Origin of the sequence: Nocardia sp. CS682, from assembly GCF_004634405.1 — a bacterium.
Lineage (GTDB): Bacteria > Actinomycetota > Actinomycetes > Mycobacteriales > Mycobacteriaceae > Nocardia > Nocardia ninae.
This window is the reverse complement of the sequence record NZ_CP029710.1, coordinates 5,078,255-5,100,958: the sequence shown is the minus strand read 5'-3', so window position 1 is coordinate 5,100,958 and position 22,704 is coordinate 5,078,255. Positions and strand designations below refer to the sequence as shown.

The 22,704-nt window shown below is 68.6% G+C and carries 22 protein-coding genes, 1 tRNA gene and 1 riboswitch; of the genes, 11 read left to right on the top strand and 12 right to left on the bottom strand.

Annotated features, from left to right (window positions below):
• The first annotated feature begins 14 nt into the window (after positions 1-14).
• Positions 15-1,526: an alpha/beta fold hydrolase gene (locus tag DMB37_RS23000; protein ID WP_240771626.1), complete on the top strand. Its 1,512-nt coding sequence runs from the start codon at positions 15-17 to the stop codon at positions 1,524-1,526.
• 40 nt (positions 1,527-1,566) lie between these two features.
• On the opposite strand, the gene DMB37_RS22995 is transcribed toward DMB37_RS23000, so the two are convergent.
• The 5 genes from DMB37_RS22995 to DMB37_RS22975 all read right to left on the bottom strand — a co-directional run bounded on the left by DMB37_RS22995 (position 1,567) and on the right by DMB37_RS22975 (position 6,760).
• Positions 1,567-2,211: a response regulator transcription factor gene (locus DMB37_RS22995; protein WP_135234470.1), complete on the bottom strand. Its 645-nt coding sequence runs from the start codon at positions 2,209-2,211 to the stop codon at positions 1,567-1,569.
• Complete coding sequence (locus tag DMB37_RS22990; protein ID WP_135234469.1) at positions 2,199-3,458, bottom strand: sensor histidine kinase; 1,260 nt, start codon at positions 3,456-3,458, stop codon at positions 2,199-2,201. Before DMB37_RS22990 ends, DMB37_RS22995 begins: the two co-directional genes overlap by 13 nt.
• A 79-nt stretch (positions 3,459-3,537) precedes the next feature.
• Positions 3,538-5,346, bottom strand: coding sequence for an MDR family MFS transporter (locus DMB37_RS22985; RefSeq protein WP_240771625.1), 1,809 nt, complete (start codon positions 5,344-5,346; stop codon positions 3,538-3,540).
• Entirely contained in the window at positions 5,333-5,851 is a 519-nt protein-coding gene (locus DMB37_RS22980) for a MarR family winged helix-turn-helix transcriptional regulator (protein WP_240771624.1), read from the bottom strand. Before DMB37_RS22980 ends, DMB37_RS22985 begins: the two co-directional genes overlap by 14 nt.
• Positions 5,852-5,938: 87 nt before the next feature.
• Complete coding sequence (locus DMB37_RS22975; RefSeq protein WP_135234468.1) at positions 5,939-6,760, bottom strand: crotonase/enoyl-CoA hydratase family protein; 822 nt, start codon at positions 6,758-6,760, stop codon at positions 5,939-5,941.
• Positions 6,761-7,008: 248 nt separating this feature from the next.
• On the opposite strand from DMB37_RS22975, the gene DMB37_RS22970 reads away from it, so the two are divergent.
• From DMB37_RS22970 to DMB37_RS22960, 3 genes are all read left to right on the top strand, one after another.
• Entirely contained in the window at positions 7,009-7,329 is a 321-nt protein-coding gene (locus DMB37_RS22970) for a 2-oxo-4-hydroxy-4-carboxy-5-ureidoimidazoline decarboxylase (protein WP_135234467.1), read from the top strand.
• A gap of 53 nt (positions 7,330-7,382) precedes the next feature.
• Positions 7,383-7,859: a YbaK/EbsC family protein gene (locus tag DMB37_RS22965; RefSeq protein WP_107653807.1), complete on the top strand. Its 477-nt coding sequence runs from the start codon at positions 7,383-7,385 to the stop codon at positions 7,857-7,859.
• A 180-nt stretch (positions 7,860-8,039) separates the two neighbouring features.
• Complete coding sequence (locus DMB37_RS22960) at positions 8,040-8,591, top strand: flavin reductase family protein (protein ID WP_135234466.1); 552 nt, start codon at positions 8,040-8,042, stop codon at positions 8,589-8,591.
• Between the two features lie 55 nt (positions 8,592-8,646).
• On the opposite strand, the gene DMB37_RS22955 is transcribed toward DMB37_RS22960, so the two are convergent.
• A complete protein-coding gene (locus DMB37_RS22955; RefSeq protein WP_135234465.1) occupies positions 8,647-9,966 on the bottom strand; it encodes an aminotransferase class V-fold PLP-dependent enzyme in 1,320 nt (439 codons plus the stop codon).
• 47 nt (positions 9,967-10,013) lie between these two features.
• Positions 10,014-10,127, bottom strand: a riboswitch (SAM riboswitch).
• Positions 10,128-10,235: 108 nt separating this feature from the next.
• Here DMB37_RS22955 and DMB37_RS22950 point away from each other — a divergent pair.
• The 3 genes from DMB37_RS22950 (at position 10,236) to DMB37_RS22940 (ending at position 16,473) form a co-directional block, all read left to right on the top strand.
• Positions 10,236-10,883 carry a LysE family translocator gene (locus DMB37_RS22950; RefSeq protein WP_135234464.1) on the top strand — a complete coding sequence of 216 codons (648 nt, stop codon included), beginning with the start codon at positions 10,236-10,238 and terminating at the stop codon, positions 10,881-10,883.
• Between the two features lie 338 nt (positions 10,884-11,221).
• Entirely contained in the window at positions 11,222-15,139 is a 3,918-nt protein-coding gene (locus DMB37_RS22945) for a Pls/PosA family non-ribosomal peptide synthetase (protein ID WP_135234463.1), read from the top strand.
• The gene (locus DMB37_RS22940) at positions 15,139-16,473 is read left to right on the top strand and encodes a M1 family metallopeptidase (protein WP_135234462.1); all 1,335 of its coding nucleotides are present in this window, start codon (positions 15,139-15,141) and stop codon (positions 16,471-16,473) included. Before DMB37_RS22945 ends, DMB37_RS22940 begins: the two co-directional genes overlap by 1 nt.
• A gap of 1 nt (position 16,474) precedes the next feature.
• On the opposite strand, the gene DMB37_RS22935 is transcribed toward DMB37_RS22940, so the two are convergent.
• Genes DMB37_RS22935 through DMB37_RS22925 form a run of 3 tightly spaced genes read right to left on the bottom strand, consistent with a single transcriptional unit; the run spans position 16,475 to position 17,636 of the window.
• On the bottom strand, positions 16,475-16,663 hold the full coding sequence (locus tag DMB37_RS22935; RefSeq protein ID WP_135234461.1) for a hypothetical protein: 189 nt from the start codon (positions 16,661-16,663) through the stop codon (positions 16,475-16,477).
• A 56-nt stretch (positions 16,664-16,719) separates the two neighbouring features.
• Positions 16,720-17,175, bottom strand: a complete 456-nt coding sequence (locus DMB37_RS22930; protein ID WP_135234460.1) for a DUF2752 domain-containing protein — start codon at positions 17,173-17,175, stop codon at positions 16,720-16,722.
• Positions 17,176-17,228: 53 nt separating this feature from the next.
• Complete coding sequence (locus DMB37_RS22925; RefSeq protein ID WP_240771623.1) at positions 17,229-17,636, bottom strand: glyoxalase superfamily protein; 408 nt, start codon at positions 17,634-17,636, stop codon at positions 17,229-17,231.
• Positions 17,637-17,976: 340 nt separating this feature from the next.
• Between DMB37_RS22925 and DMB37_RS22920 the strand changes: the two genes are divergently transcribed.
• The 3 genes from DMB37_RS22920 (at position 17,977) to DMB37_RS22910 (ending at position 20,112) form a co-directional block, all read left to right on the top strand.
• A complete protein-coding gene (locus tag DMB37_RS22920; protein ID WP_135234459.1) occupies positions 17,977-19,029 on the top strand; it encodes an alpha/beta fold hydrolase in 1,053 nt (350 codons plus the stop codon).
• Positions 19,030-19,166: 137 nt separating this feature from the next.
• Positions 19,167-19,457 (top strand): putative quinol monooxygenase, encoded by a 291-nt coding sequence (locus tag DMB37_RS22915; protein WP_135234458.1) that lies wholly within the window; start codon positions 19,167-19,169, stop codon positions 19,455-19,457.
• A gap of 172 nt (positions 19,458-19,629) precedes the next feature.
• Positions 19,630-20,112, top strand: coding sequence for a hypothetical protein (locus tag DMB37_RS22910; RefSeq protein WP_240771622.1), 483 nt, complete (start codon positions 19,630-19,632; stop codon positions 20,110-20,112).
• Between the two features lie 37 nt (positions 20,113-20,149).
• Here DMB37_RS22910 and DMB37_RS22905 read toward each other — a convergent pair.
• Both DMB37_RS22905 and DMB37_RS22900 read right to left on the bottom strand, forming a co-directional pair.
• A tRNA-Thr gene (locus tag DMB37_RS22905) sits at positions 20,150-20,225 on the bottom strand.
• A gap of 79 nt (positions 20,226-20,304) precedes the next feature.
• A complete protein-coding gene (locus tag DMB37_RS22900; protein ID WP_135234457.1) occupies positions 20,305-21,510 on the bottom strand; it encodes a DNA polymerase III subunit delta' in 1,206 nt (401 codons plus the stop codon).
• A 113-nt stretch (positions 21,511-21,623) separates the two neighbouring features.
• Between DMB37_RS22900 and DMB37_RS22895 the strand changes: the two genes are divergently transcribed.
• The gene (locus DMB37_RS22895) at positions 21,624-22,175 is read left to right on the top strand and encodes a DJ-1/PfpI family protein (protein ID WP_135234456.1); all 552 of its coding nucleotides are present in this window, start codon (positions 21,624-21,626) and stop codon (positions 22,173-22,175) included.
• 19 nt (positions 22,176-22,194) lie between these two features.
• Here the strand turns inward: DMB37_RS22895 and DMB37_RS22890 are convergent, their stop codons facing one another.
• The gene (locus DMB37_RS22890; RefSeq protein WP_135234455.1) at positions 22,195-22,698 is read right to left on the bottom strand and encodes a DinB family protein; all 504 of its coding nucleotides are present in this window, start codon (positions 22,696-22,698) and stop codon (positions 22,195-22,197) included.
• Between the last annotated feature and the right edge of the window lie 6 nt (positions 22,699-22,704).

The window sequence follows — 22,704 nt, the reverse complement described above, 5'->3', positions numbered from 1 at the left end:
TCCGAGGAGCAACAGTGAAACGCGCGAAAGGGCTGACGGTCGCCTTGGCCGGCCTGGCGGCCTGTACCGGACTGATCGGCTGTGCCGGTCCGAAGGCCGAGGCGAAGCCGCAAACCCCGGTGCCGGAACGGTTCACCAGTCAGCAGTTGGAGTGGAAATCCTGCGGGGTTCCGAAACTGGACGAGGCCGGGGCGCAGTGCGCCGATGTCACCGTGCCGGTGAATTACGCTGATCCACAAGGGCCCACGCTCACCGTTGCGATCTCCCGGATCGCGGGCACCGACCCCGCACCGCAACGCGGCGTCATGCTGTCCAACTCCGGCGGACCCGGCGGCGAGGGTCTGGACTTCATGGTCGATGTCGGCAAGGCGATGACGCCCGAGGTGCGCGCCCGCTACGACCTGATCGGCATGGACCCGCGTGGCGTCGGACGCTCGTCCGCCGTCCACTGCGGGTGGCCGATCGGCTTCGGGTTGCACTCGGCGGGCCTCGACGCGGCGGGTTTCGCGGAATCCGTTGCGATACATGGCGATCTGGCCGCCCGCTGCGCCGCCGCCGAAGGAGCTCGCCTGCCGTACATCACCACGCGCAACACCGCGCGGGACATGGACGTCATCCGCGGCATTCTCGGCGCGGAGAAAATCAGCTACTACGGCACCTCGTACGGCACCTACCTCGGCGCGGTGTACATGCAGATGTTCCCCGAACGCAGCGACCGGATGGTGCTGGACAGCGCGGCCGACCCGGACGCCTACGGGACGGTCGGCATGATGCAGGCCATGGGTCCGGCCAACGAGGCCGCGCTCGACCTGTGGGCGGATTGGGTCGCGGCCCGCGACGGTGAGTACCACTTCGGCACCAGCCGGGCCCAAGTCCGCGGCGCTGTCCAGGATCTGATCGAACAGGCCGCGGAAAAGCCGATCCGGTTGGGCGAGTACGAGATCGACGAACATTGGCTGCCGGTGGTGCTGTTCGTCGGATTGGACAGCCCGGACCAGTACGGGATGCTCGCAGGCCAAATCCGTACCATCGCCGACGCCGCCGCGGGCAAGCCCGCCCAGCCCGACGAAACATTGAACGCCACACTGGGATTCGCGTTGAAGGCCCGTCCGAACGACAATTCGTCGCAGATGGCCATCATGTGCGGTGACGTCGCCGCGCCCAGGGATCCGGGATTCTACTGGCGCAACATCGAGGCCGCCCGCGCCGCCCAACCGGTGTTCGCCGGGTTCACCAACAACATCACCCCGTGCGCATTCTGGGCCCCGCCCGCCGAACCGGCCACGGTGGTGCGCAATGCGGTGCCCGCCATGATCGTGCAGTCCACCGGTGACACCAGGACCGCGTACGACGGAGCGCTCGCCATGCACAACGACCTGAGCGCGTCCCGCATGGTCACCCTGCAGGATGTGCCGATCCACTGGATCTTCGGGCGCTACCAGAACTCCTGCGTGTACTCGGCGGTGAACACCTACTTCCACGACGGCACCCTGCCGGCCGACGACATGACCTGTCGGGTCGACTGACGGGAGCCGTGCAGCCCTGAACCCCAACGGGTTCAGGGCTTCACGCGTTCAAGTAGGCCAGTACGGCGAGTACGCGCCGGTGGCCGACATCCTCGGTGGAGAGGCCGAGCTTCGCGAAAATGCTCCGAATGTGTTTGTGCACAGCGCCTTCGCTGACCACCAGCCGCTCGGCGATGGTCGCGTTGTTGTGCCCCTCGGCCATCAGTGCCAGCACCTCACGCTCACGGACGGTCAGCGCGGCCATCGGGTCATCGGCCTTGCGCCGCACCAGCAGTTGCGAGATCACCTCGGGGTCCATCGCGGTGCCGCCCGCGGCGACCCGGCGCAGCGAATCAAGGAAGCGGTCCACCTTGCCGACCCGCTCCTTGAGCAGATAGCCGACACCACCCATGCCGTCGCCGAGCAATTCCGCGGCGTAGCTGTCCTCGACCCAGGACGACAGCACCAGCACCGGCAGGCCGGGGTGCAGCTTGCGCGCGCTGACGGCCGCGCGTAAACCGTCGTCGGTGAACGTCGGCGGCAGGCGCACATCGACGACGACCGCGTCCGGCCGATCCGCGGCCACCGCCGCGAGGAAGTCGTCCGCGTTGTCCACGGCGGCCACCACCTCGATGCCCGCCGTACTCAGCAACAGCACCAGACCCTCCCGCAGCAGGGCATTGTCCTCGGCGATCATGACCCGCACGGCAACTCCACCCGCAATACAGTAGGGCCACCGGGTGGACTGGTCAGCGTCATCCGGCCGTCGAGCGCCTCGGCCCTGCGCCGGATACCGGCCAGCCCGCCGCCGTAGGTCTCCACGGCACCGCCCACCCCGTCGTCGCGGACCTCGATCGTCAACAGCTCCGGCGCACCGCCGAGCACCAGGGAGATGCCCGCGGCGCCGGAGTGCTTGGTGGCGTTGGTGAGTGCCTCGGTGATCACGAAGTACGCCGCCGCCTCCACCGCGGCGGGACGCCTGCCCACCTCGCGCAGATCCAGCACACAGGGAATCGGATTGCGGGCGGCCACCGCCGAAATGGCACTCGCCAGGCCACGATCGGTGAGCACCGGCGGATACACGTTGCGCACCACGTCACGCAGTTCGGCCAGCGCGGCCGTCGCGGTGTCCTGCGCTTTGCGCACGAGACCCTGCGCCGTCTCCGGATCCTGTTCGCGCAGTTGGTCGGCCAGCCCGAGCTGCATGATCACCGCCGCGAGCCGGGCCTGCGCGCCGTCGTGCAGGTCACGCTCGATCCGGCGCAGCTCGGCACCGTGCGCGTCCAGCGCGGCCGCCCTGGTCGCGGTGAGTGCCGCGACGCGGTCGGCCAGCATGGTGCCCTCGGTCGGTTTCAGCAGGGCGTGGGTGGCCATCGCCTGCCAGCGCGCGGCCACCGGAAGTTGCAAGGTCACCAGGGCGACCGGGAACGCAAGGAAGAAGCTGAGAATCGCCTTGGGCCACGAGTCGACCACGAAACCGAAACTGGCGAACTCCTGCCCCGGCGGCAACAGCTGCCAGAATTCCGGGACCGCCAGCTGAGCGAGGGTGCTCAGCGGCAGCGCGATGGCGAAGACCGCGAGATAGATGCCGGTCAGCGCGTGCGCCACCAGCCAACCGAAGTCCCGGCGGTTCGCCGGATCGGTGAACACCGTCGCGACCCGCTGCCGTAGCCCACCGGTGAACGGCTGATAGGCATCCGCCGCCGCTGCACCGAGATACCGTGCCGCCCTGCGCCGATCGAACGACACCAACGGCCGGACCAACCGGATCGCCTCGGGCAGCGCCGGTATCCCTACGCCGATCAGGCAGAACGCGCCGACGATCAGCAAGCCGACCACCGCGAACAGTGCGAGCATCGAGGTGACACCGCCGACCGCCAGGTACCAGACCGCACCCGGCAGCCGCCGTGCTTTGTCCAGCGCGGACCGCAGTGCGTTGATCACGCTCGTCATGCTGTCAGAACAGGACGCGACCGCGCCCGGCCGGTGCCCGCCGTGCCCGAGGCGCGCATCGCCCCGGGCACGGCTTCGCTCACGCCGATCCGGACCCGCCCTCGGGTCTGCCCGCGCCACGATCGCCCGGGTCGCTGCCGTCGCGCGGGTGCACCGCGCCGCCACCGCCGAGCACCAGCCCCGCCTGATCGACCACGCGCGACTCGGTCGCGAGTACCGAATCCTCGGCCTCCTCGGCCTCGGCACGCGCCGCCTGCAACCCGCCGACCATCCGCAGCGGCACCTCCCGCCAGAACAGCACGAGGATCAGCGCGAGCAACGCGACGCCGGTCGCCGACAGGAACACCATCGACATGGAGTCCGCGAAGCCGACCTTGAACGGCCGGGCCAGCTCCGGGCTCAGCTGCTGAATGATCGAGCTGTCCTTCAACACCTCGCCCGCGGCCGAAGTATCTTGCGCCAGCAAGCCTTTCGCCAATGCGGCGTCGACGGGGTTGCTGCTGCGCGCACCCTCCACCACCGCCTGCTGGAACTGCGGATCCGCAGCGGCACTGCGCATCTCGTCGGAGATGTTCGGCGTCAGCTGCGCGAACAGGATGGACAGGAACACTGCGACACCGAGCGTGCCACCGATCTGCCGGAAGAAGGTCGCGGCCGCGGTGGACACGCCCATGTCCTTGGGCGGCAACGCGTTCTGCAGCGCCAGGGTGAGCGGCTGCATCAGGTTGCCGAGGCCGAATCCGGTGCACGCCATGAAGATCATCGCCAGCCACAGCGGGCTGTCGGCGGTCAGGAAGTGCAGCAGGAACAGGCCGAGCGTCAGCATGGTCGCGCCGATGATGGTGAAGGTGCGGTAGCGGCCGGTCCGCGAGATCAGTTGACCCGACACCACCGAACCGGTCATCAAGCCGAGCACCATCGGCAGCATCTGCAGGCCCGCCAGCGTCGGGCTCGCACCGCGTACCACCTGCAGGTACTGCGGCAGCAGCGAGATACCGCCGAACATGCCCGCGCCGACCACGAACGAGATCACTACGCCCAGTGCGAAAGTCCGGTTCTTGAAGATGCGCAGCGGGATCAGCGCGGCGTCGCGCAGCGCCTTCTCCACGAAGACGAACCCGATGATGCCGGCCACCCCGATCACGTAGCAGGCGATGGCACGCCCACTGCCCCAACCCCATTCGCGGCCCTGCTCGGCGACGATGAGCAGCGGGACGAGACCGATCGCCAGCGCGAGCACGCCCCACCAGTCCACCCGATCGGTGGAGTGCGGCCGCTTCGGCAGCTTCAGCACCCGGTACACCACGGCGAGCGCGATCAAGCCGATCGGCACGTTCACCAGGAACACCCAGCGCCAGCCGCTGACCCCGAGGATCGTGTCCTGTCCGGCGAGCACGCCGCCGAGCACCGGGCCGATCACGCTGGAGGTACCGAATACGGCCAGGAAGTACCCCTGGTATTTGGCGCGTTCGCGCGGTCCGACGATATCGCCCAGAATCGTCAACGCCAGCGACATCAGCCCGCCGGCGCCGACGCCCTGCACGGCGCGGAAGGCCGCCAGCTGGTACATCGACTGCGACATCGTGCACAGCAGCGAGCCGACGATGAAGATCGCGATCGCGAGCATGAAGAACTGCTTGCGGCCGAACATGTCGGACAACTTGCCGTACAGCGGCGTCGCCAGCGTCGCGGTGATCAGATAGGCGGTGGTCGCCCACGCCTGCATCGAGTAGCCGTTGAGGTCGTCGGCGATGGTGCGGATCGCGGTGGACACGATCGTCTGGTCCAGTGCGGCCAGCAGCATCCCGAGCATCAAGCCGCTCAGGATCACCAGGATCTGGCGATGGGTGAACTCGGGCGGCGATTCCACCTTCTCAGCTGTTGTCACGTGTGTCGTTCTCCGTCCCGGTAAAGGTCTCGTCCCAGTTGCGGCGCATCGCGGCGATCATGTCGGGCCTGGTGCGCTCGAAGTCGTCCACGAACTGTTCGAGCAGTCCGGCGAAGTCGGCCCTGGCCTGTGGCGTCCATTCGGCCATCACCCTGGTCAGGTTCTCGTTGCGACGCCTGCGGATCTCTTCGGCGACGGCCCGGCCGCGCTCGGTGACGACGAGCACCGTGGCTCTGCCGTCCGCCGGGTCGGCCTGCCGCTCGACCAATTTCTTGCCGACGAGCTGGGCGACCTGACGGCTGACCGTCGAGGCGTCCGAGTGCAGCGCGCCGGCGAGCGCGCCCGATCGCATCGGTCCGTCACAGCACAACCGGATCAGCGCGCCGAAGGCGGCCGGGTCCAGTCCATCCTTGGTCCACGTGCTCAGCTGGGCCGCGGTGCGGTCGCGAATTCGCTGCAATCGGGTGAGTTGCATCGCGATCGTGTCGATCGTCCGGTCGTCCACACCTCATCCTTGCTTGCATCAATCAATTAGTTGCGCAATGCAAGTATGCGGACGACCCTCCTACTGGGGCAAGCGATATACGGCGCTTTACTCGCCCTTGAACTCCGGTGCCCGCTTCTCGAACACCGCCTTGATCGCCTCGGTGAGGTCCTGCGACGGCAGGAACGCGGAGTTCCACGCGGACACATAGCGCAGCCCGGCGGCCACCTCGTCCTTGCGCCGCTGATCCAGCACGTCCTTCACACCCTGCACCACCAGTGGCGGGTTCACCGCGATCTCGCGTGCCGTGGCGTGTGCGGCGTCCAGTGCCGCGTCCTGATCCGCGAATACCTCGTTGACCAGGCCGATCTTCTCCGCCCGCGCCGCGTCGATGTCCTTGCCGGTGTAGGCGAGCTCGCGCAGCTGGCCCTCGCCGATGATGCCCGGCAGCCGTTGCAGCGAACCGATGTCGGCGACGATGGCGACCTTCGCCTCGCGCAGACTGAACTTCGCGTCCGCGCTCGCGTAGCGGATGTCCACCGCGGCGATCAGGTCCAGTCCGCCGCCGATGCACCAGCCGGAGATGGCCGCGATCACCGGCTTGCGGCAGTCCGCCACCGCGGTCACCGCACCCTGCATCTTGCGCAGCTCCACCAGGAACTCGGTGCGCGGGGCGGCCAGCGCCCGATCGGCCATCAGCGGGCCGAACATGCCGCTCATCGCGGGCAGGTCGAGGCCGTAGGAGAAGTGCTTGCCCGAACCGGTGAGCACGATCGCGCGCACCTCCGGGTCGGCGTCGAGCGCCTGGAAGATCTCCGGCAGCTCCCGCCAGAAATCCGGGCCCATCGCATTGCCCTTGCCGGGACCCGTCAACGTCACCTGCGCGACGTGGTCCTTCGTTTCAACGGTGAAAGCCTGCCAGTCAGTCATTTGTACAGCGTATCGAGGAGAGTGCGACCGAGTACTTCGCATCCCGGAAATGGCGTGGACCAGTGCCTTGCCTGTCCGCACGCCGCGCTGTCCACAGCGCGCGTTCGGCAAGCGCCGTTTCGCGGCCCGCGCAGCCGGCGGTTGTGTAAAACCTGCGCAAAATTGGTGCGGCGCACTGATTCCCCGTTCGCCGTCGGGCGGATCATGAATCGTGTCAGCAAACCTCATTACTGGATTCGGAGGCCATCATGCTGATGCATCAGGGAATCGGCCTCGAGCGGTTCAACCAAATCTCGCGTGCCCGTGCGATACACGCGCTGTTCGACTGCTGCTGCAACGTCACCTGGGCCGCCACCCTCGCCGATGCGCGGCCCTATCCGAACAGGGACGCGCTGCTGGCCATGGCCGATGTGGAGTTACTCGCGCTGTCCCAGGACGATCTGGATCGGGCACTCGAAGCAGTTGTGCACGAACAGGTCTCGGGCGGCAGTATGGCCGAGCTCGCGCAGATCACCCAGGCGCGCATCACCCGGATGCTCGGGCCGAGCGAGGGCTATCCGGAATACTGACGCATTCGCCGAGTAGCCCGGCGCACCACCCGCAATCGCTCTACTCTGGTGGCATGCGCAGGTCGACATTGCCACCGATCGCCTGCCGAGTCGCGGACACCCTCATCGCCCGAGGCCATCACGGTGTCATCGTGACCCAGCCGGCCCCCACCCCCACCGTTGCGGATGCCGCGCGCACGCTCGGCGTCGACGTGGGCGCCATCACCAGCTCGCTGGTCTTCCTGCTGGACGAGGATCCGGTGCTGCTCCTGGTTTCCGGCGCGCACGAGGTAGACCTCGAGTCCACCGGAAAACGCCTGGAGGGCACCCTGACTCACGCCCCCGCCGACATGATCCGCCAGGTAACCGGCCAGCCGATCGGCGGCGTAGCCCCGGTAGGCCACCCCACCAACCTGCCCACCTGGGTAGACACCGCCCTCTCGAACCACCGCGAGGTCTGGGCCGCGGGCGGCCACCCGAACACGGTGTTCCGCACCTCTTTCCACGAACTGGTCCGGATAACCGCAGGCCTACCGATAGACGTCGATTAACGAAGCCCCGGAGTCAACCAGCCTTTCACCCCCGATCCCACTGATCTCGCAAGTACATGGGCAACTCACCGGGCACGGGCTAACTCCCACACCTCGATCCCGCCGGTTGCCAACGTCACTTGCGTCGGCACCTAGCTCTGGCCTGAATACGCGGAGAGGCGGACAGCGTAGGTTCGAGGGGTGACCGAAGCTGAACGGCCCGCCACGGATTTCCAGATCCCTGATGATCTGAGCGGGATTACTGCCGAGCAATTCCGCGCATCCATGCGCCACTATCCGGCGGGTGTCACCGTCGTCACACTGAACTCGCCGAAGGGCCCGATCGGTTTCACCGCGACCTCCTTCGCCTCGCTGTCGCTGGCACCGCCGCTGGTTTCCTTCAATATCGCGCACACCTCGTCGAGCCTCGCCGCGCTGCTCGACGCCGACTCGGTCGTCATCCATTTCCTCGGCGAACACCAGCACCACCTGGCCCAGCGTTTCGCCCGCACCGCCGAGGACCGCTTCAGCGACCGCTCCCTCTGGACCACCCTCGACACCGGCGAACCGGTCCTGCACGGCACCCCCATCTGGCTGCGCGCGACCATCCACCAGCTCATCCCGCTGGGTGACCACACCCTCGTCGTGGGTCTGGTGACCCGGGTGCACGACAACACCAACGAAACCCCCGCCGCCGCTCCCCTGCTCTACTACAACGGCCGCTACCACCGGCCCACCAAACTCGGCGACTGAGCTAAGTTTTCGACCATGGCCATCCGGCGTAGTGCCGGGCGGCCACTTTGCACGACTACCCGGTAAGGCAGGGAGCGGCGCCGGTCGGGGCCTGGGACGTGAACGGGCGGGTCTCCGGAGTGGGGTTCCAGAGGTTGTTGGTGGTGGCGTAGTTCCAGCTCGGGCCTTGTTGGACGAGCGTGGCTACGGCTTCGATGAGGCGGTCGACGTGGGCCGCCGTGGTGCCGAGGCCGATGCTGGCGCGGAGGGCGCCGTCGAGGTCGAGGCGGGCGAGCAGCGGGTGCGCGCAGAAGCGGCCGTCGCGGACGCCGATGCCGTGTTCGGCGGACAGATAAGCGGCGACGTGGCCCGGGACGAAACCGTCCAGGGTGAAGGCGACGATGCCGACGGTGTCGGGGGCGTCGGTCCAGATGCGCAGCAGGTTGACGCCGGGGATCGCGGCGAGACCGTCGCGCAGCCGGTCGGCGAGGTGGTGTTCGTGGGCGGCGAGGGTTTCCGCATCGATCTCACAGAGCGCGTCACAGGCGGCGGCGAGGGCGGCGGCCCCGAGCACGTTGGGCGAACCGCCCTCGTGGCGCTGCGGCGCGTGCGCCCATTCGGTGCCCGCGGTGGTGACCTCGCGGACCGCGCCACCACCGGCGAGGTACGGCTCGGCGTTGTCGAGCCAGTCGCGGCGGCCGACGAGCACGCCCGCGCCGAACGGCGCGTACAGCTTGTGGCCGGAGCAGGCGAGGTAGTCGATGCCGGTGTCACGCAAACTGATTCGCCGGTGCGGCGCGAGCTGGGCGGCATCGACGAGGATGCGGGCGCCGCACTGGTGGGCGACGGTGGCCAGCCGCTCCAGCGGCAGCACCTCGCCGGTGACATTGGACGCGCCGGTCACCGCGAGCAGCGCGGCGGGCTTGCTGCACAGCTCGGCGACCAGCCTGCCGATGGTCTCCTCGACGGTGGCCCCGGCCTGCACGACGCGGCGGCCGTGCTTGGTCCAGGGCAGGAAGTTCGCGTGGTGCTCGATATCGAGCACCACAGTGTCGCCGGGCACGCAGGACGCGAGCAGGTTCAGCGAGTCGGTGGTGTTGCGGGTGAAGACCACCACCTGGTCGTCGGCCGCGTCGAGGAACCGGGTGACCGAACCGCGGGCCGCCTCGTAGCACTCGGTGGAGATCCGCGACGCGTAGCCCGCGCCGCGGTGCACGCTCGCGTAGAACGGCAGCAGCTGCTGCACCCGGTCGGTGACCTGCGCCAATGCGGGCGCGCTCGCGGCGTAGTCGAAGTTGGCGTAGGTGGTCGTCCCGCCTTGGACGAGCGGCACCTGGAGATCGTCGCCGGAAACCCGGGCAAGGGGGGCACAGTTCTGGGTTACCACAGCAGTCATCACGAAAATCCCATCGGCTCCGGGACCCGCAATCAGGAGATTCGTCGAGTCCGCGCTTGCCGCGCCCGGTCGGGCGTCGGCCTGGTCGTCACCCGGAGCACCCCACCGCGGAGGAGGGTTGCCGACCAGCAAGCCGGGGCTGAACGCTGGTACTCATGACCTGACCAGAGATTGGCAGATGAGAACCCGAGCTGTCAAGACCAACGGCCGGGTGGGCGCGGCGGCGGAAATGCGTTGCCAATCCGGCGGCATTGGGGTCACATCATTGGGTGTCGCTTTCCCTGCTGCTGAGCTTTATCGGTCTGTGCGTGCTGCTGTCGATCACGCCGGGCCCGGACTCGTTCCTGGTGCTGCGGTTTTCGCTGGTGGACGCGCGACCCGGGATCGCCGCGGCGATCGGGTCGGCACTCGGCGGGATCTTGTGGGCGGTCGTGGTCGCGGCCGGCGTCGCGGCGCTGCTGGAGCAGTCGGCGACCGCGTATCGAGCGCTCAAGGTGATCGGCGGAATCTACTTGGTGTACTTGGGGATTCGCGCGTTGATCGATCAGCGGCGGCAGCGCAGGGCCGCGCGGGCAGCCGACGGCGTCGGGGTTCTGGCGGACAATGCGGCGGGCACCCGGACATCGGTTCGCTCAGCGTTCACCGCGGGGGTCGTCTCGTGCATGTTCAACCCGAAGGTCGGCCTGTTCTATCTCGCGGTGCTGCCTCAGTTCCTCACCGAGGTCACCTTCGTCAACACCCTCGCCCTCGGTGCCATCGAATCGGTGATCGCCGCGGTAGAGATGGTGCTCTTGGCCTTGGTCGCCTCCCGCGCGGTCGCGCTGCTGCGCCGCCCGAAGATCCGGGAGCGGCTCGAACAGGCCAGCGCCGCCATTCTCACCGCCCTCGGCGTGGGTACCGCCGCCTCCGCGGCCTGACCGCTGCGGCGCGAAACGCGCTGAGCTGCAAGATCACCAGCGGGATGAGGGGAATCACAGCGGCGCGTGCGGGGCGGCCCAGCGACCGCCCGGCGAACCCACCGGGTAACCCGCCCACCAGGCGTTGCTTCGGCGCGTCCGACGGAAATCGCCACGACCTGCAACAACCTCGCCCACTACCGCCAGCGCGGCAACCGCGGCGGTGAACAACAAACGTCGACAACCCCGAGTACCGTGGACAACTGGTCACCATGGTGTTTGCCCATTGGTAACCCAGCTATGACACAACAACACCAGGGAAGTGCGAGGCAGGTCGAATGGGAGGTGGGCAGGGCGTCATGCTCCAGCCACAGGTTGACGCGACGGTACACCCGCTACTACGGACCGCGCACACGCCACCGGCCCGCACCCTCGTCGACATCCTGACCGCTACCGCACTGACCCATCCCGACGCACCCGCCATCGATGACGGCGACACGGTGCTCACCTATCTCGAACTCGTGGTGGAGATCGAGAAGACGATGGCCCGCCTCGCCACCGCGGGCGTGCGCCCGGGCGACCGGGTCGGCGTGCGGATGCCGTCGGGCTCGCGCGAGCTCTACCTCACCATCCTCGCCGTCCTGTACGCGGGCGCCGCCTACGTGCCGGTCGACGCCGACGACCCGGACGAGCGCGCCCAGCTGGTCTTCGGCGAGGCACAGGTCACCGCGATCGTCACCGCGGCGGGTATCGAGACGACACCGGCGGGAATCCGTGCGGCAGCGGACAATCCGGCCGACGCCGCCACGAGCACCCTGCCCACCCCCGCCGACGACGCCTGGATCATCTTCACCTCCGGCTCCACCGGAACACCGAAAGGTGTTGCGGTGACCCACCGTAACGCCGCCGCGTTCGTGGACGCCGAGGCCAGGCTCTTCCTGCCGGACGCCCCGATCGGCCCCGGCGACCGCGTGCTCGCCGGACTCTCGGTCGCCTTCGACGCCTCCTGTGAGGAGATGTGGCTGGCCTGGCGCAACGGCGCCTGCCTCGTCCCCGCCCCGCGCGACCTGGTCCGCACCGGCGCCGATCTCGGACCGTGGTTGGTGCGCCGGGAGATCAGCATCGTCTCCACCGTGCCGACGCTGGCCGCGACCTGGCCCGCCGAGGCGCTGGACGCGGTGCGGTTGTTGATCTTCGGCGGTGAGGCCGTACCGCCCGAACTCGCCGAACGCCTTGCCGGCAATGGCGATACGGAGCGCGAGGTCTGGAATACCTACGGCCCCACCGAGGCCACGGTGGTCGCCTGCGCCGCGCTGCTCGACGGCGAGTGGCCCATCCGGATCGGGCTGCCGCTCGACGGCTGGGATCTCGTGGTGATCGACGCGGCCGGAAACCCGGTGGGCGAGGGCGAGTCCGGCGAACTGGTGATCGGCGGCGTCGGCCTGGCCCGCTACCTCGATCCCGCGAAGGACGCCGAGAAGTACGCGCCGCTGCCCTCGGTCGGCTGGGATCGCGCCTACCGCAGCGGCGACCTGGTCCGCAACGACAGCGCGGGCCTGGTCTTCCTCGGCCGCGCCGACGATCAGATCAAGCTCGGTGGCCGCCGTATCGAGCTCGGCGAGATCGACAACGCGCTGCAACACCTGCCCGGTGTCACCGGTGCCGCCGCCGCGATCCGGACAACCAAGGCGGGCAACAAGATCCTGGTCGGTTACCTCACCGGCCCTGGTCCTGATTTCGATCTCAAAGCGGCCAGAACTCAACTGGCCGAACACCTTCCGGCTCCCCTGGTGCCGCGGCTCGCGGTCGTCGACGAACTGCCGACCCGCACCTCGGGCAAGGTCGACCGCAACGCGCTGCCCTGGCCGCTGCCCAACAGCGCCGACGACGAGTCGGACAACGATCTCACCGGTACCGCGCAGTGGGTTGCCGGACTGTGGGATTCGATCCTCGGCGGCGAGGTGCTCGACCTCGACGCCGACTTCTTCGACCTCGGCGGCGGCTCGCTGGCCGCGGCCCAGCTGGTGACCGCGCTGCGTGCCCGTTATCCCCAGATCACCGTCGCCGACCTGTACGACCATCCGCGCCTCGGCGCGCTGGTGGAACTGCTTGAGCAGAGCACCCCGGCCGTCGCCGTCGAGGAACGCGTGGTGCGCCCGACACCGCGGCGCGCGCAGTGGACCCAGGTGCTGGCCACCATCCCGCTCACCACGCTCACCGGCCTGCAGTGGCTCACCTGGCTGGCCATCGTCGGCAATATCGCGGCCTGGTCCGGCTCGCTGCCGTGGCTGCCGCAGCTGTCCTGGTGGTGGACGCTGGTGGCGTTCCTGCTCTTCATCTCCCCGCCCGGCCGGATGGGGATCTGCGTGGTCGGCGCCCGCCTGCTGCTGCGCGGGGTCGAACCCGGACGGCATCCGCGCGGCGGCTCAGTGCACCTGCGGCTGTGGGCCGCGGTACGCCTGTCCGAGGCCAGCGGCGCCGAAAACCTTTCCGGCGCACCGTGGATGGTGCCGTTCGCGCGGGCGCTCGGCGCCAAGATCGGCAAGGGCGTCGACCTGCACACGCTGCCGCCGGTGACCGGCATGCTCGAACTCGGCGACGGGTGCAGCGTGGAACCCGAGGTCGACCTGTCCGGCTATTGGATCGACGGCGACGTCGTCCACATCGGCCCGGTGACCGTCGGCGCGGGCGCGGTGGTCGGCTCGCGATCGATTTTGTTGCCCGGCACCAGGATCGGTAAGAACGCCGAAGTCGCGCCTGGCTCCGCCGTTTCCGGCAAGGTCAAGGCCGAGCAGGAGTGGGCGGGCTCGCCCGCCGCGAAAATCGGTAAGGCACATCATCGCTGGCCCGCGCACACGCCCGATCGCGCGGCGCACTGGGTGGCAATCTTCGGCGTCACCTCGATGGCGCTGGCCGCGGTGCCCATCCTCGGCCTCGGCGCCGGTGGCCTGTTCATCGCCTGGTTCATCCGCGACACCCGCACCCTCGCGGGCGGTTTGGGTCGCGCCTTCGCGATCCTGCCGGTCGCGACGCTGCTCAGCCTGGCGGTGTACGCGGCGATCACCATCATCGCGGTGCGGCTGCTCAGCTTCCGGCTGCGCGAGGGCTATCACCCGGTGCGCAGCCGCACCGGCTGGCAGGTGTGGTCCACCGAGCGCCTGCTCGATTCGGCGCGCACCTTCCTGTTCCCGCTGTACGCGAGCCTGCTCACGCCGATCTGGCTGCGGCTGCTCGGCGCGAACATCGGCAAGGGCGTCGAGGCGTCGACGGTGCTGCTGCTGCCCAAATTCACCACGGTCGCCGACGGCGCGTTCCTGGCCGATGACACCATGATCGCCAGCTACGAGCTCGGCGGCGGCTGGCTGCGCATCGGCGAGGCGAAGGTCGGCAAGCGCGCGTTCCTCGGCAACTCCGGCATGACCGCGCCGGGGCGGCGAGTACCGAAAAACGGTCTGGTCGCGGTCCTTTCGGCCGCGCCGTCCAAGTCGAAGGCGGGCTCCTCCTGGCTGGGCAGTCCGCCGGTGCGGCTGCGCCGCGCCCCGGAGAGCTCCGACACCGCACGCACCTTCGATCCGCCGCCGAAGCTGCGGATCGCCCGCGCCATCGTCGAAACCTGCCGCCTGTTCCCGGTACTGGTGACCTTCGCGATCGGACTCGGCGTGCTGTTCACCCTCGCCTGGCTCGCCCGCACCCTCGGTCATCTGCCGACCGCCCTGCTCAGCGGGCTGGTGCTACTGGCCGCGGGCGCGGTGGCCGGGGCCAGCTCGGTGGCCGCGAAGTGGCTGCTGATCGGGCGGATTCGTGCCGAGGAGCATCCGCTGTGGAGTTCGTTCGTGTGGCGCAACGAGGTGTCCGACACCTTCGTGGAAACCGTTGCGGCGCCGTGGTTCGCGCGCGCCGCGACGGGTACCCCGGTGCTGAACCTGTGGCTTCGTGGGCTCGGTGCCCGGATCGGCCGCGGGGTATGGTGCGAGTCCTATTGGCTACCGGAGGCGGACCTGGTGACACTCGGTGACGGCGCGACCGTGGAACGCGGCTGCGTCGTGCAGACCCACCTGTTCCACGACCGCATCATGTCCATGGACACGGTCACCCTCGGCGCGGGCGCCACCCTCGGCCCGCACTGCGTCGCACTGCCCGCCTCGACCATCGGCGAGGGCGCGACGATCGGCCCCGCCTCGCTGGTCATGCGCGGCGACACCGTTCCCCCGTCCACTCGCTGGTGGGGCAACCCGATCGCGCCTTGGTTCGGAGGCGACCCGGGGGCGGCCCGCTGATGCCGGGCAAGTTCTACGAGGCGCCGATCGACGAATACCTGCCGCAGAACGGAAATCGGGGCTACCGGGTATCGCGGTACGAGCTGGACCTCGTCTACAAGGTGGCCAGCAACCGGCTGGCGGGCCGCGCCGAGATCACCGCGGTGACCACCGTTGTGCAGCCGCGGTTCTCGCTGGATCTGTCCCAGGCGCTGACCGTGTCCAAGGTGTTCGTCAACGGCGCGAAGGCCGCCAGATACGCCCACCAGCGCGGCAAATTGGTGATCACGCCGCAGCAGCGTATTCCGGCGGGCGGTGCGCTCTCGCTGGTCGTCCAGTACAGCGGCGTGCCGCGGCCGGTGCGCGGACCGTGGGGTGCGGTCGGCTGGGAGGAGCTCACCGAGGGCGCGCTGGTGGCCAGCCAGCCGAACGGCGCCGCGTCCTGGTTCCCCTGCGACGATCATCCGAGTTCCAAAGCCAGCTACCGGATTTCGATCACCACCGACAGTCCGTACTACGCGCTGGCCAACGGCACGCTGCTGCGTAAGCAGGTCAAGGCGAGTCAGACCACCTGGGTGTACGAGCAGGCCGAACCGATGGCCACCTACCTGGCGACCATCCAGATCGGGCCGTACCAGAAGCACCGCATCGTTTCCCCGCCCAGCTCGGTGCCCATGCACGCGGTGGCTCCGCCCCGGCTGCGCGCCAACTTCGAGCACGACTTCGCGCGGCAGCCACAGATGATGGAGCTCTTCACCGAACGGTTCGGGCCCTACCCGTTCGAGGTCTACACGGTGGTCGTCACCGACGACGACCTGGAGATTCCGATCGAGGCCCAGGGCATCTCCATCTTCGGCGCCAACCACTGCGACGGCAGGCGCGGCGCCGAACGGCTGGTCGCGCACGAGCTGGCGCACCAGTGGTTCGGCAACAGCCTCACCATCCGGCAGTGGCGCGACATCTGGCTACACGAGGGCTTCGCCTGCTACGCCGAGTGGATCTGGTCCGAGGCGGCAGGCGGCCCGACGGCGGACCAGCTCGCCCGCGCGGCCAGGCACAATCTGTCCAGGCAGCCGCAGGACATCGCGGTCGGTGATCCCGGACCGCAGCACATGTTCGACGATCGCGTCTACAAGCGCGGCGCGCTCACCCTGCACGCGTTGCGGCTGGAACTGGGCGATCAGGCCTTCTTCGATCTGGTGCGGGAGTGGACGATTCGCTACCGCCACGGGTCGGTGAGTACCGAGGAGTTCACCGATCTGGCCGGGCATTACAGCCGGGTTCCGCTGCGGCCGCTGTGGGACAGCTGGTTGGCCGGGAAGTCGCTGCCGCAACTGCCGCCCTCGGCTGCGTAGGTCAGAACACCAGGTATCGGGAGGCGAGTTCCTCCACCAGCGGGTCGTCGTCGGGGACGCTGTTGAGGGCCTCGAGGTCGGCCTCGACCGAGACCTGGCGGGGGTCGTCGTGTTCGGCGTCGGGGCCGCCGTCTTCGGCGAGTTGACGCAGTAGCTTCGCCCTGATGCGGTCTTTCAACGAATCACTCATGGTGCCAGCTTGCCCGGTTCGCGGCGCGGGAATCGCCCCGGGCGCGCCGGACGGGTCTAGACCGGGGCGAACCAGGTGCCCCATGGTGTATTGCGCAGCACGGTGTACACCGCGAGGAATGCGAAGAAGGTCCACATCGTCACGGAGCCGATCGAGGGTAAGCGCATGCGTTGACCACGCCAGGCGCGCAGACCCCAATCGGTTGTCCACAGCAAGAAGGCGAGCACCAGCGGAATCGCAAGCAGGTTGCTGTGCAACGAATCCAGCACCTGGCCGTCGGTGAGGTTGTGAATGGCCCGCATGCCGCCGCAGCCCGGACACCACCAGCCGGTCAGCGCGTAGACCGGGCACACACCGTAGGAACCCTCGACGTGCGGGTCTCGGACGTGCAGCAGCACGCCGATCCCGATGCCGACGCCCGCCACCAGCAGCGGAACCCCCACGCCGCGCCAACCGGATCTGGCCGGATCCTGCTGCGCCGCCGATTCCGGTGCCACGTGCGTGCTCTCCACAGCACCAACGGTAACTGTGGCGCGCCCGTCGCCGCCACCGGATGGACGGGGCGCTATTCGGGCTGAGCGAAGCGCAGGGTGTTGCCGAACGGGTCGGCCAGCTCGAATCCGGGTCCACCGGGCCCGTCCTCGGGGCAGCCCGGTTTTGCGTAGCGGTACTCCTTGCCTGCCAGCTCGGTGTGCCACGCCTGGATGTCGTCCACCGCGATCCACACGACGGTGCCCGGTGTCCCGTCACCGTGGTGCTCGCTGAGGTGCAGTTGCGCCGAGCCGCGCGAGACCTGCGCGTACAGCGGGAAGTCGTCGCCGAATCGGTGTTCCCAGTCGACGGTGAAACCCAAATAGTCGCAATAGAACTCGTACGCTTTGGCGACGTCGAACATGCGGAGAACCGGGATGGGTGCTGCGAAGCCGATCTCATCGGAAGCCACACCGACGATCATCGCACCGGGGTACGACATTTCGTGGATCGTCCACCTATGACGCCTACCCGGACGACCAGGTGCGCGCCTGCCGCCTGATCTGTGTGTCCGCAGTACCGAACCGGGGCATCGCGGTCCGACGTGATCACGCAAAACCGTTACTGGATCGCCACTTTCGCGCGCTAACGCAACCAGCCTGGACGGGCGATGAAGTCAGCAGAGCTAGCTCCACCATGATTTTTTTGTGAACAGAGACAGTGTCACTGCACCGAATTACGGGTATTCCTCCCTTCGAGCCAGAAGATCCGTTGCGGTGCGCTTGCACTAGCAAGCACCCAGCTTGCACTGTACTGTGGCGGCAGACACAAAGGAGTGCCCGATGCTGGTGAAGTCGATGAAGACTTTGGCGGACGCGCGTAATGGCGCCCTGACCGCCGCTTATCGTGCCGGACTGCGATCACGCACCTTCCGGACCGCGTCGTTGAACGCTCCTACCGCTCCCCTCGAGGTCATCCCGGTCACCACCGTGGACGGCGCCCGCCTGCGGGTGCACGCCTACGGCCCCGCCGACGGCGAGGTCATCGTGCTGATCCACGGCTGGAGCTGCAGCATCGAGTACTGGAACCCGCAGATCAACGCCTTCGCCGACCGGTACCGCGTGGTCTGCTACGACCAGCGCGGCCACGGCGAGAGCCAGCTCGGCCGCCTACTGCCCAGCCGGGAAACCCTCGCCGACGACCTGTCCGCCGTGCTCGACGCGACCCTGCGACCCGGTCAGCGCGCCGTGCTCGCCGGCCACAGCATGGGTGGGATCACCCTGCAGGCGTGGGCGGCGCGCTATCCCGAGCAGGTCCGGCGCCGGGCCGCCGCGGCCATCCTGCTCAACACCACGTCGGGCAATATCCGCTACGACACCGACCTGCTGCCGCTGCTGAACAAGCAGCTCACGGTGCAGAACAAGCCGATCACCCTGCTCGGCGCCCCCGTCCGGCTGCCGAACTTCGTCTCCGAAACAGTGCTGACCACCCCGGTTCCGCTGCCCGGCGGCTGGCTGGTCGGCGCGGTCCTGAAGGACCGGGTGATGAACAAGCGAGCGACCGTCGACGAGGTGAACTTCGCCCTCGGCATCGTCCGCTCCTGCCGCCCACTGACCCGCGGCCGCCACGCCGCCGCCCTGGCCGACCTCGACGTCACCGACGGCGCGGCGCACTTGACCGTGCCAACCACGGTCATCGCAGGCCGCCACGACCGGCTGCTGCCGGAGCGGATGGCCCGCCGGATCGCCGACACCCTGTCGCGCACCGGCCACCTCGCCGCGTACCACTGCTGGCCGACCGGCCACCTCGGCAATATCGAGGCCGCCGAGCGCTTCAACGCCGAACTCGCGCACGTCGCCGAGCAGGCGACGCTGCGGACAGCCGCCGCGGGCTGACCCCTCAACTGTTCTCCCGGGCCGGTCAACGGCGCCCGGCCCGGGAGCAACATCCGACCGCACCGGTGAGTTCACCGGGCGCGCCTCGTCCTTACTGCTGAGAACGCAATCGTCCTTCGGCAGAAGAGGTTCCGCCTGTGTTGATCATCGCCGGTTACGCGGAAGTCGACCCCGGCCAGCGCGACGCCTACGTCAGCGCCTTCCACGACTTGCTGCGCCGCTGCCGAACAGCTCCCGGTTGCCTCGACTGCGCCATCACCGCCGACCCCGTCGACCCGGCGCGGGTGAACGTCTTCGAGCTCTGGGATACCGCCGCGAACATGGAAGCCTGGCGATCCGTCGCCGACGCGCCGGACCCCGGCATCGCCATCAAGAACAACTCCGTGCTGAAGTACACCGTCACAGATGCGCGCCCACCCTTCGACTGACGGGTTGTGGCCCAACACTTTTCGTGCACATACGGCGTATCGATAGTGCACTGCCGTGCCCGGATCCGCTGTGCCGCCGGGATGCTGTCCACTGAACAGCGGATATTCGGCAACCGCTCCCGGTGGCATCGTGTTCAACGGACGTTCCCCAACCATTTGTGAAGGAAATACGTTGAGCACTAACAGAATTCGGCATTTTGGTGTGCGCAGTGCGACAGCAGCGGTACTGGCAGGCGCGGCGACCCTCGCAGTTGCCGCAGGCGTTTCCGCAGCACCTCCCTCAGGAAGCAGCGGAAGCGGTAGTGGCAGCAGCGGAAGTGGGAGCGGCAGCGGACCGGCCGCACCGCCCACCCAGCAGTGCAATCAGTCGACCAAGTCCGGCGGCGCGGGCGTCACCGAGACCACGCATCACCTCGGCCGACCCGGCCCCGCCTCCTTCGTCCTGTCCTACGAAACCTTCGCCATCCCCGACCAGATCGAGGTCTTCTACCAGGGCAGCCGAGTCCACAACACCGGTTACATCGGCGACAACATCAACGAAGGCACCGGCTCCGCAGTAATCAACATCCCCGCAGGCACCGCGACCACCGTATCGGTCCGCGTCACCGGCCCAGGCGGCACCGACTGGAACTACACAGTCCACTGCCCCCGCTGACCCGGCCGACCGACCGTTCGGTCGACCAGGGAATTCGTGGAGCCGCCTGCGAGAATCGAACTCGCGACCTTTTCATTACGAGTGAAGCGCTCTACCGACTGAGCTAAGGCGGCGTGCCTTTCGGCGTGGCGAGTCTATCGTCTCGGGGGGTGGAACGCGAAAACGGGTGGTCACCGGGCCGATCGGTCGGCGTCAGGTGGTTTGGGCGGCCATCAGGGCGGCGGCCAGGGCGGCCAGGGCGAAGCGGGGTTTGACATTGAGGTCGAGGGCTTCGCGGCAGGCCAGGACGGCGTCGATGGATTTCAACAGACCCTCGGGGCGGACGCGTTGGGCCAGGTCGTGGATCTGGTCGGACATGTCGGGGTGGGTGAGGGCGACGCCGGAGCCGTTGCGGGCGGCGCCGAAGCGGACGGCGAGGGCGTCGCGGTAGACGCCGGCCACGTCGATGAGGGCGCGGTCGAGGGAGTCGCGGCCGGTGCGGGTGGCGCGCGACTTCTGCCGTCGCTCCAGGTCTTTCAGTACGCCTGCGGAACCGCGAGTGGCGCCCGCGGCACCTTTACCGGTTCCGCCCGCGCCCATCGCGGTGGCGAGTTCTTCGCGTTCGCGGTCGTCGCGGGTGGCGCTCATCTGCTTGGCTTCGTCGTCGGCCGCCTTGACCAGCTCGTCGGCCGCGGCATAGGCGGCGCCGGGCTTCGAGGCGGCGCCGACCAGGGCCAGCGCCCGCTGGCGACGGGCCCGCGCCTCTTCGTCGGTGGCCAGGCGCCGGGCCCGGCCGACGTGTCCGCCGCTGATCGAGGCGGCCCAGTTCGCGGTTTTCTCGTCGAGTTTGTCGCGGTCGCGCAGCACCTGTGCGATGGCGGGCACCGACGGCGTGACCAGGTGCACGTGCCTGCAACGGGAGCGCAGGGTCACCGAGATGTCTTCGGGATCGACCGACGGCGCGCACAGCAGGAACACCGTCCGGTCCGGCGGCTCCTCGACCACCTTCAGCAGCACGTTGCCCGCGGCCTCGGTCAGTCGGTCGGCATCCTCGATGACGACCACCTGCCAGCGCCCGGTGCTCGGCCTGCGCGAGGCGATCTGCACGATCTCGCGCATCTCCTTGGTGCTGATGCTCAGCCCCTCCGGGATCACCCGGCGCACGTCACCGTGCGTGCCCGCCATGGTGGTGGTGCAGGCATGGCAGCGGCCGCAGCCCGGCGAGCCGGGGTCGGTGCATTGCAGCGCCGCCGCGAAGCACAGTGCCGCAACGGATCTGCCCGATCCGGGCGGCCCGGTGAACAACCACGAGTGCGTCATCGCGCCCTGCACCACCTCGGCGCGAGCCGCGACCGAGGCGGCCGTCAGCGCGGACTCGACCGCATCCTGGCCGACCAACCGATCGAAGACACCTGCCACGCCGTACACCCTAGCCGCCCGTACCGACACCGATCGCGGGGTCGGCTCGGTGCGACGCGCGGACCGGTATTGACCCGTTCGCGGGCCGGGCGGATCCTCGAGAGGGAGGTGTAATGACCGTGAAAATTCTGTTGATCACCGGCGATGCGGCCGAAGACCTCGAGGTCATGTATCCGTATCAGCGCCTGCTCGAAGAGGGCCACGAGGTGGACATCGCGGCCCCCGCCGTCAAGAAACTCCAGTTCGTGGTGCACGACTTCGTAGACGGCTTCGACACCTACACCGAAAAGCTCGGGCACAGTTGGCCTGCCGACGTCGCGTTCGCCGACGTCGACCCGGCCGGTTACGACGCGTTGGTCGTGCCGGGTGGCCGGGCACCGGAGTATCTGCGCAACAACCCCGACTGCCAGCGCCTCGCGCGGCACTTCGCGGAGGCGGGCAAGCCCATCGCCGCGCTCTGCCACGGACCGCTGATCCTCGCTGCCGCAGGGGTTTTGGTCGGCCGCTCGTGCAGCGCCTACCCGGCCTTGGCCCCGGATATCGAGGCAGCCGGGGCCAAGTTCGTGGACAGCGCGGCTTATGTGGACGAGAACATCGTCACCGGCCGCGCCTGGCCCGATCACCCCGCGTGGATGCGTGAATTCCTCAGGGTGCTCGGCACATAGCGCCGGCTGAGCACAGAGCTCAGGAGATCCGTGCGTAGGTGGTGTTCGCGCCGTCGAGTTCCTCGCGGATGATGTCGGCGTGCCCGGAGTGGTGCGAGATCTCGCGCAGGATGTGCAGCAGCGTGTAGCGCACCGTCCACCACTCGCGCTCCGGCGACCACGGGGCGGTCGGGGTCGGGACCGAGGTGTCCAGGCTGTCCACCGTACGGATCAGCTCCGCTGTGGCCGCCGCGACCTCGTCCCATTCGGCGAGCAGATCTTCGACGGTCTCGCCCTCGGCCATCAGGTACTCGCCCTGCATTCGCGAGACGTCGAGCTGGGCGTTCTCGTCACGCTCGGTGAGCACGGTGACCCAGTGGCGTTCGCAGCTGATCAGGTGGTGCAGCAGCCCGCCGAGGGTCAGTTCGCTGGCGGTGGTGCGCCTGCGTGCCTGTTCATCGTCGATGCCGCGCACCGTGATGCGGAACAGTTCTCGCTGGTTGGCGAGGATGCTGATCAGCTCTTCGCGTTCCTGGTCGGCCATGGGCAA

What these genes read in the sequence shown, in the direction of transcription:
- DMB37_RS22990 (WP_135234469.1), bottom strand. Translation starts at nt 3,458, where the DNA reads ATGACGAGCGTGATCAACGCACTGCGGTCCGCGCTGGACAAAGCACGG.
- DMB37_RS22975 (WP_135234468.1), bottom strand. Translation starts at nt 6,760, where the DNA reads ATGACTGACTGGCAGGCTTTCACCGTTGAAACGAAGGACCACGTCGCG.
- DMB37_RS22970 (WP_135234467.1), top strand. Translation starts at nt 7,009, where the DNA reads ATGCTGATGCATCAGGGAATCGGCCTCGAGCGGTTCAACCAAATCTCG.
- DMB37_RS22965 (WP_107653807.1), top strand. Translation starts at nt 7,383, where the DNA reads ATGCGCAGGTCGACATTGCCACCGATCGCCTGCCGAGTCGCGGACACC.
- DMB37_RS22955 (WP_135234465.1), bottom strand. Translation starts at nt 9,966, where the DNA reads ATGACTGCTGTGGTAACCCAGAACTGTGCCCCCCTTGCCCGGGTTTCC.
- DMB37_RS22945 (WP_135234463.1), top strand. Translation starts at nt 11,222, where the DNA reads ATGCTCCAGCCACAGGTTGACGCGACGGTACACCCGCTACTACGGACC.
- DMB37_RS22940 (WP_135234462.1), top strand. Translation starts at nt 15,139, where the DNA reads ATGCCGGGCAAGTTCTACGAGGCGCCGATCGACGAATACCTGCCGCAG.
- DMB37_RS22935 (WP_135234461.1), bottom strand. Translation starts at nt 16,663, where the DNA reads ATGAGTGATTCGTTGAAAGACCGCATCAGGGCGAAGCTACTGCGTCAA.
- DMB37_RS22925 (WP_240771623.1), bottom strand. Translation starts at nt 17,636, where the DNA reads ATGTCGTACCCCGGTGCGATGATCGTCGGTGTGGCTTCCGATGAGATC.
- DMB37_RS22920 (WP_135234459.1), top strand. Translation starts at nt 17,977, where the DNA reads ATGCTGGTGAAGTCGATGAAGACTTTGGCGGACGCGCGTAATGGCGCC.
- DMB37_RS22895 (WP_135234456.1), top strand. Translation starts at nt 21,624, where the DNA reads ATGACCGTGAAAATTCTGTTGATCACCGGCGATGCGGCCGAAGACCTC.
- DMB37_RS22890 (WP_135234455.1), bottom strand. Translation starts at nt 22,698, where the DNA reads ATGGCCGACCAGGAACGCGAAGAGCTGATCAGCATCCTCGCCAACCAG.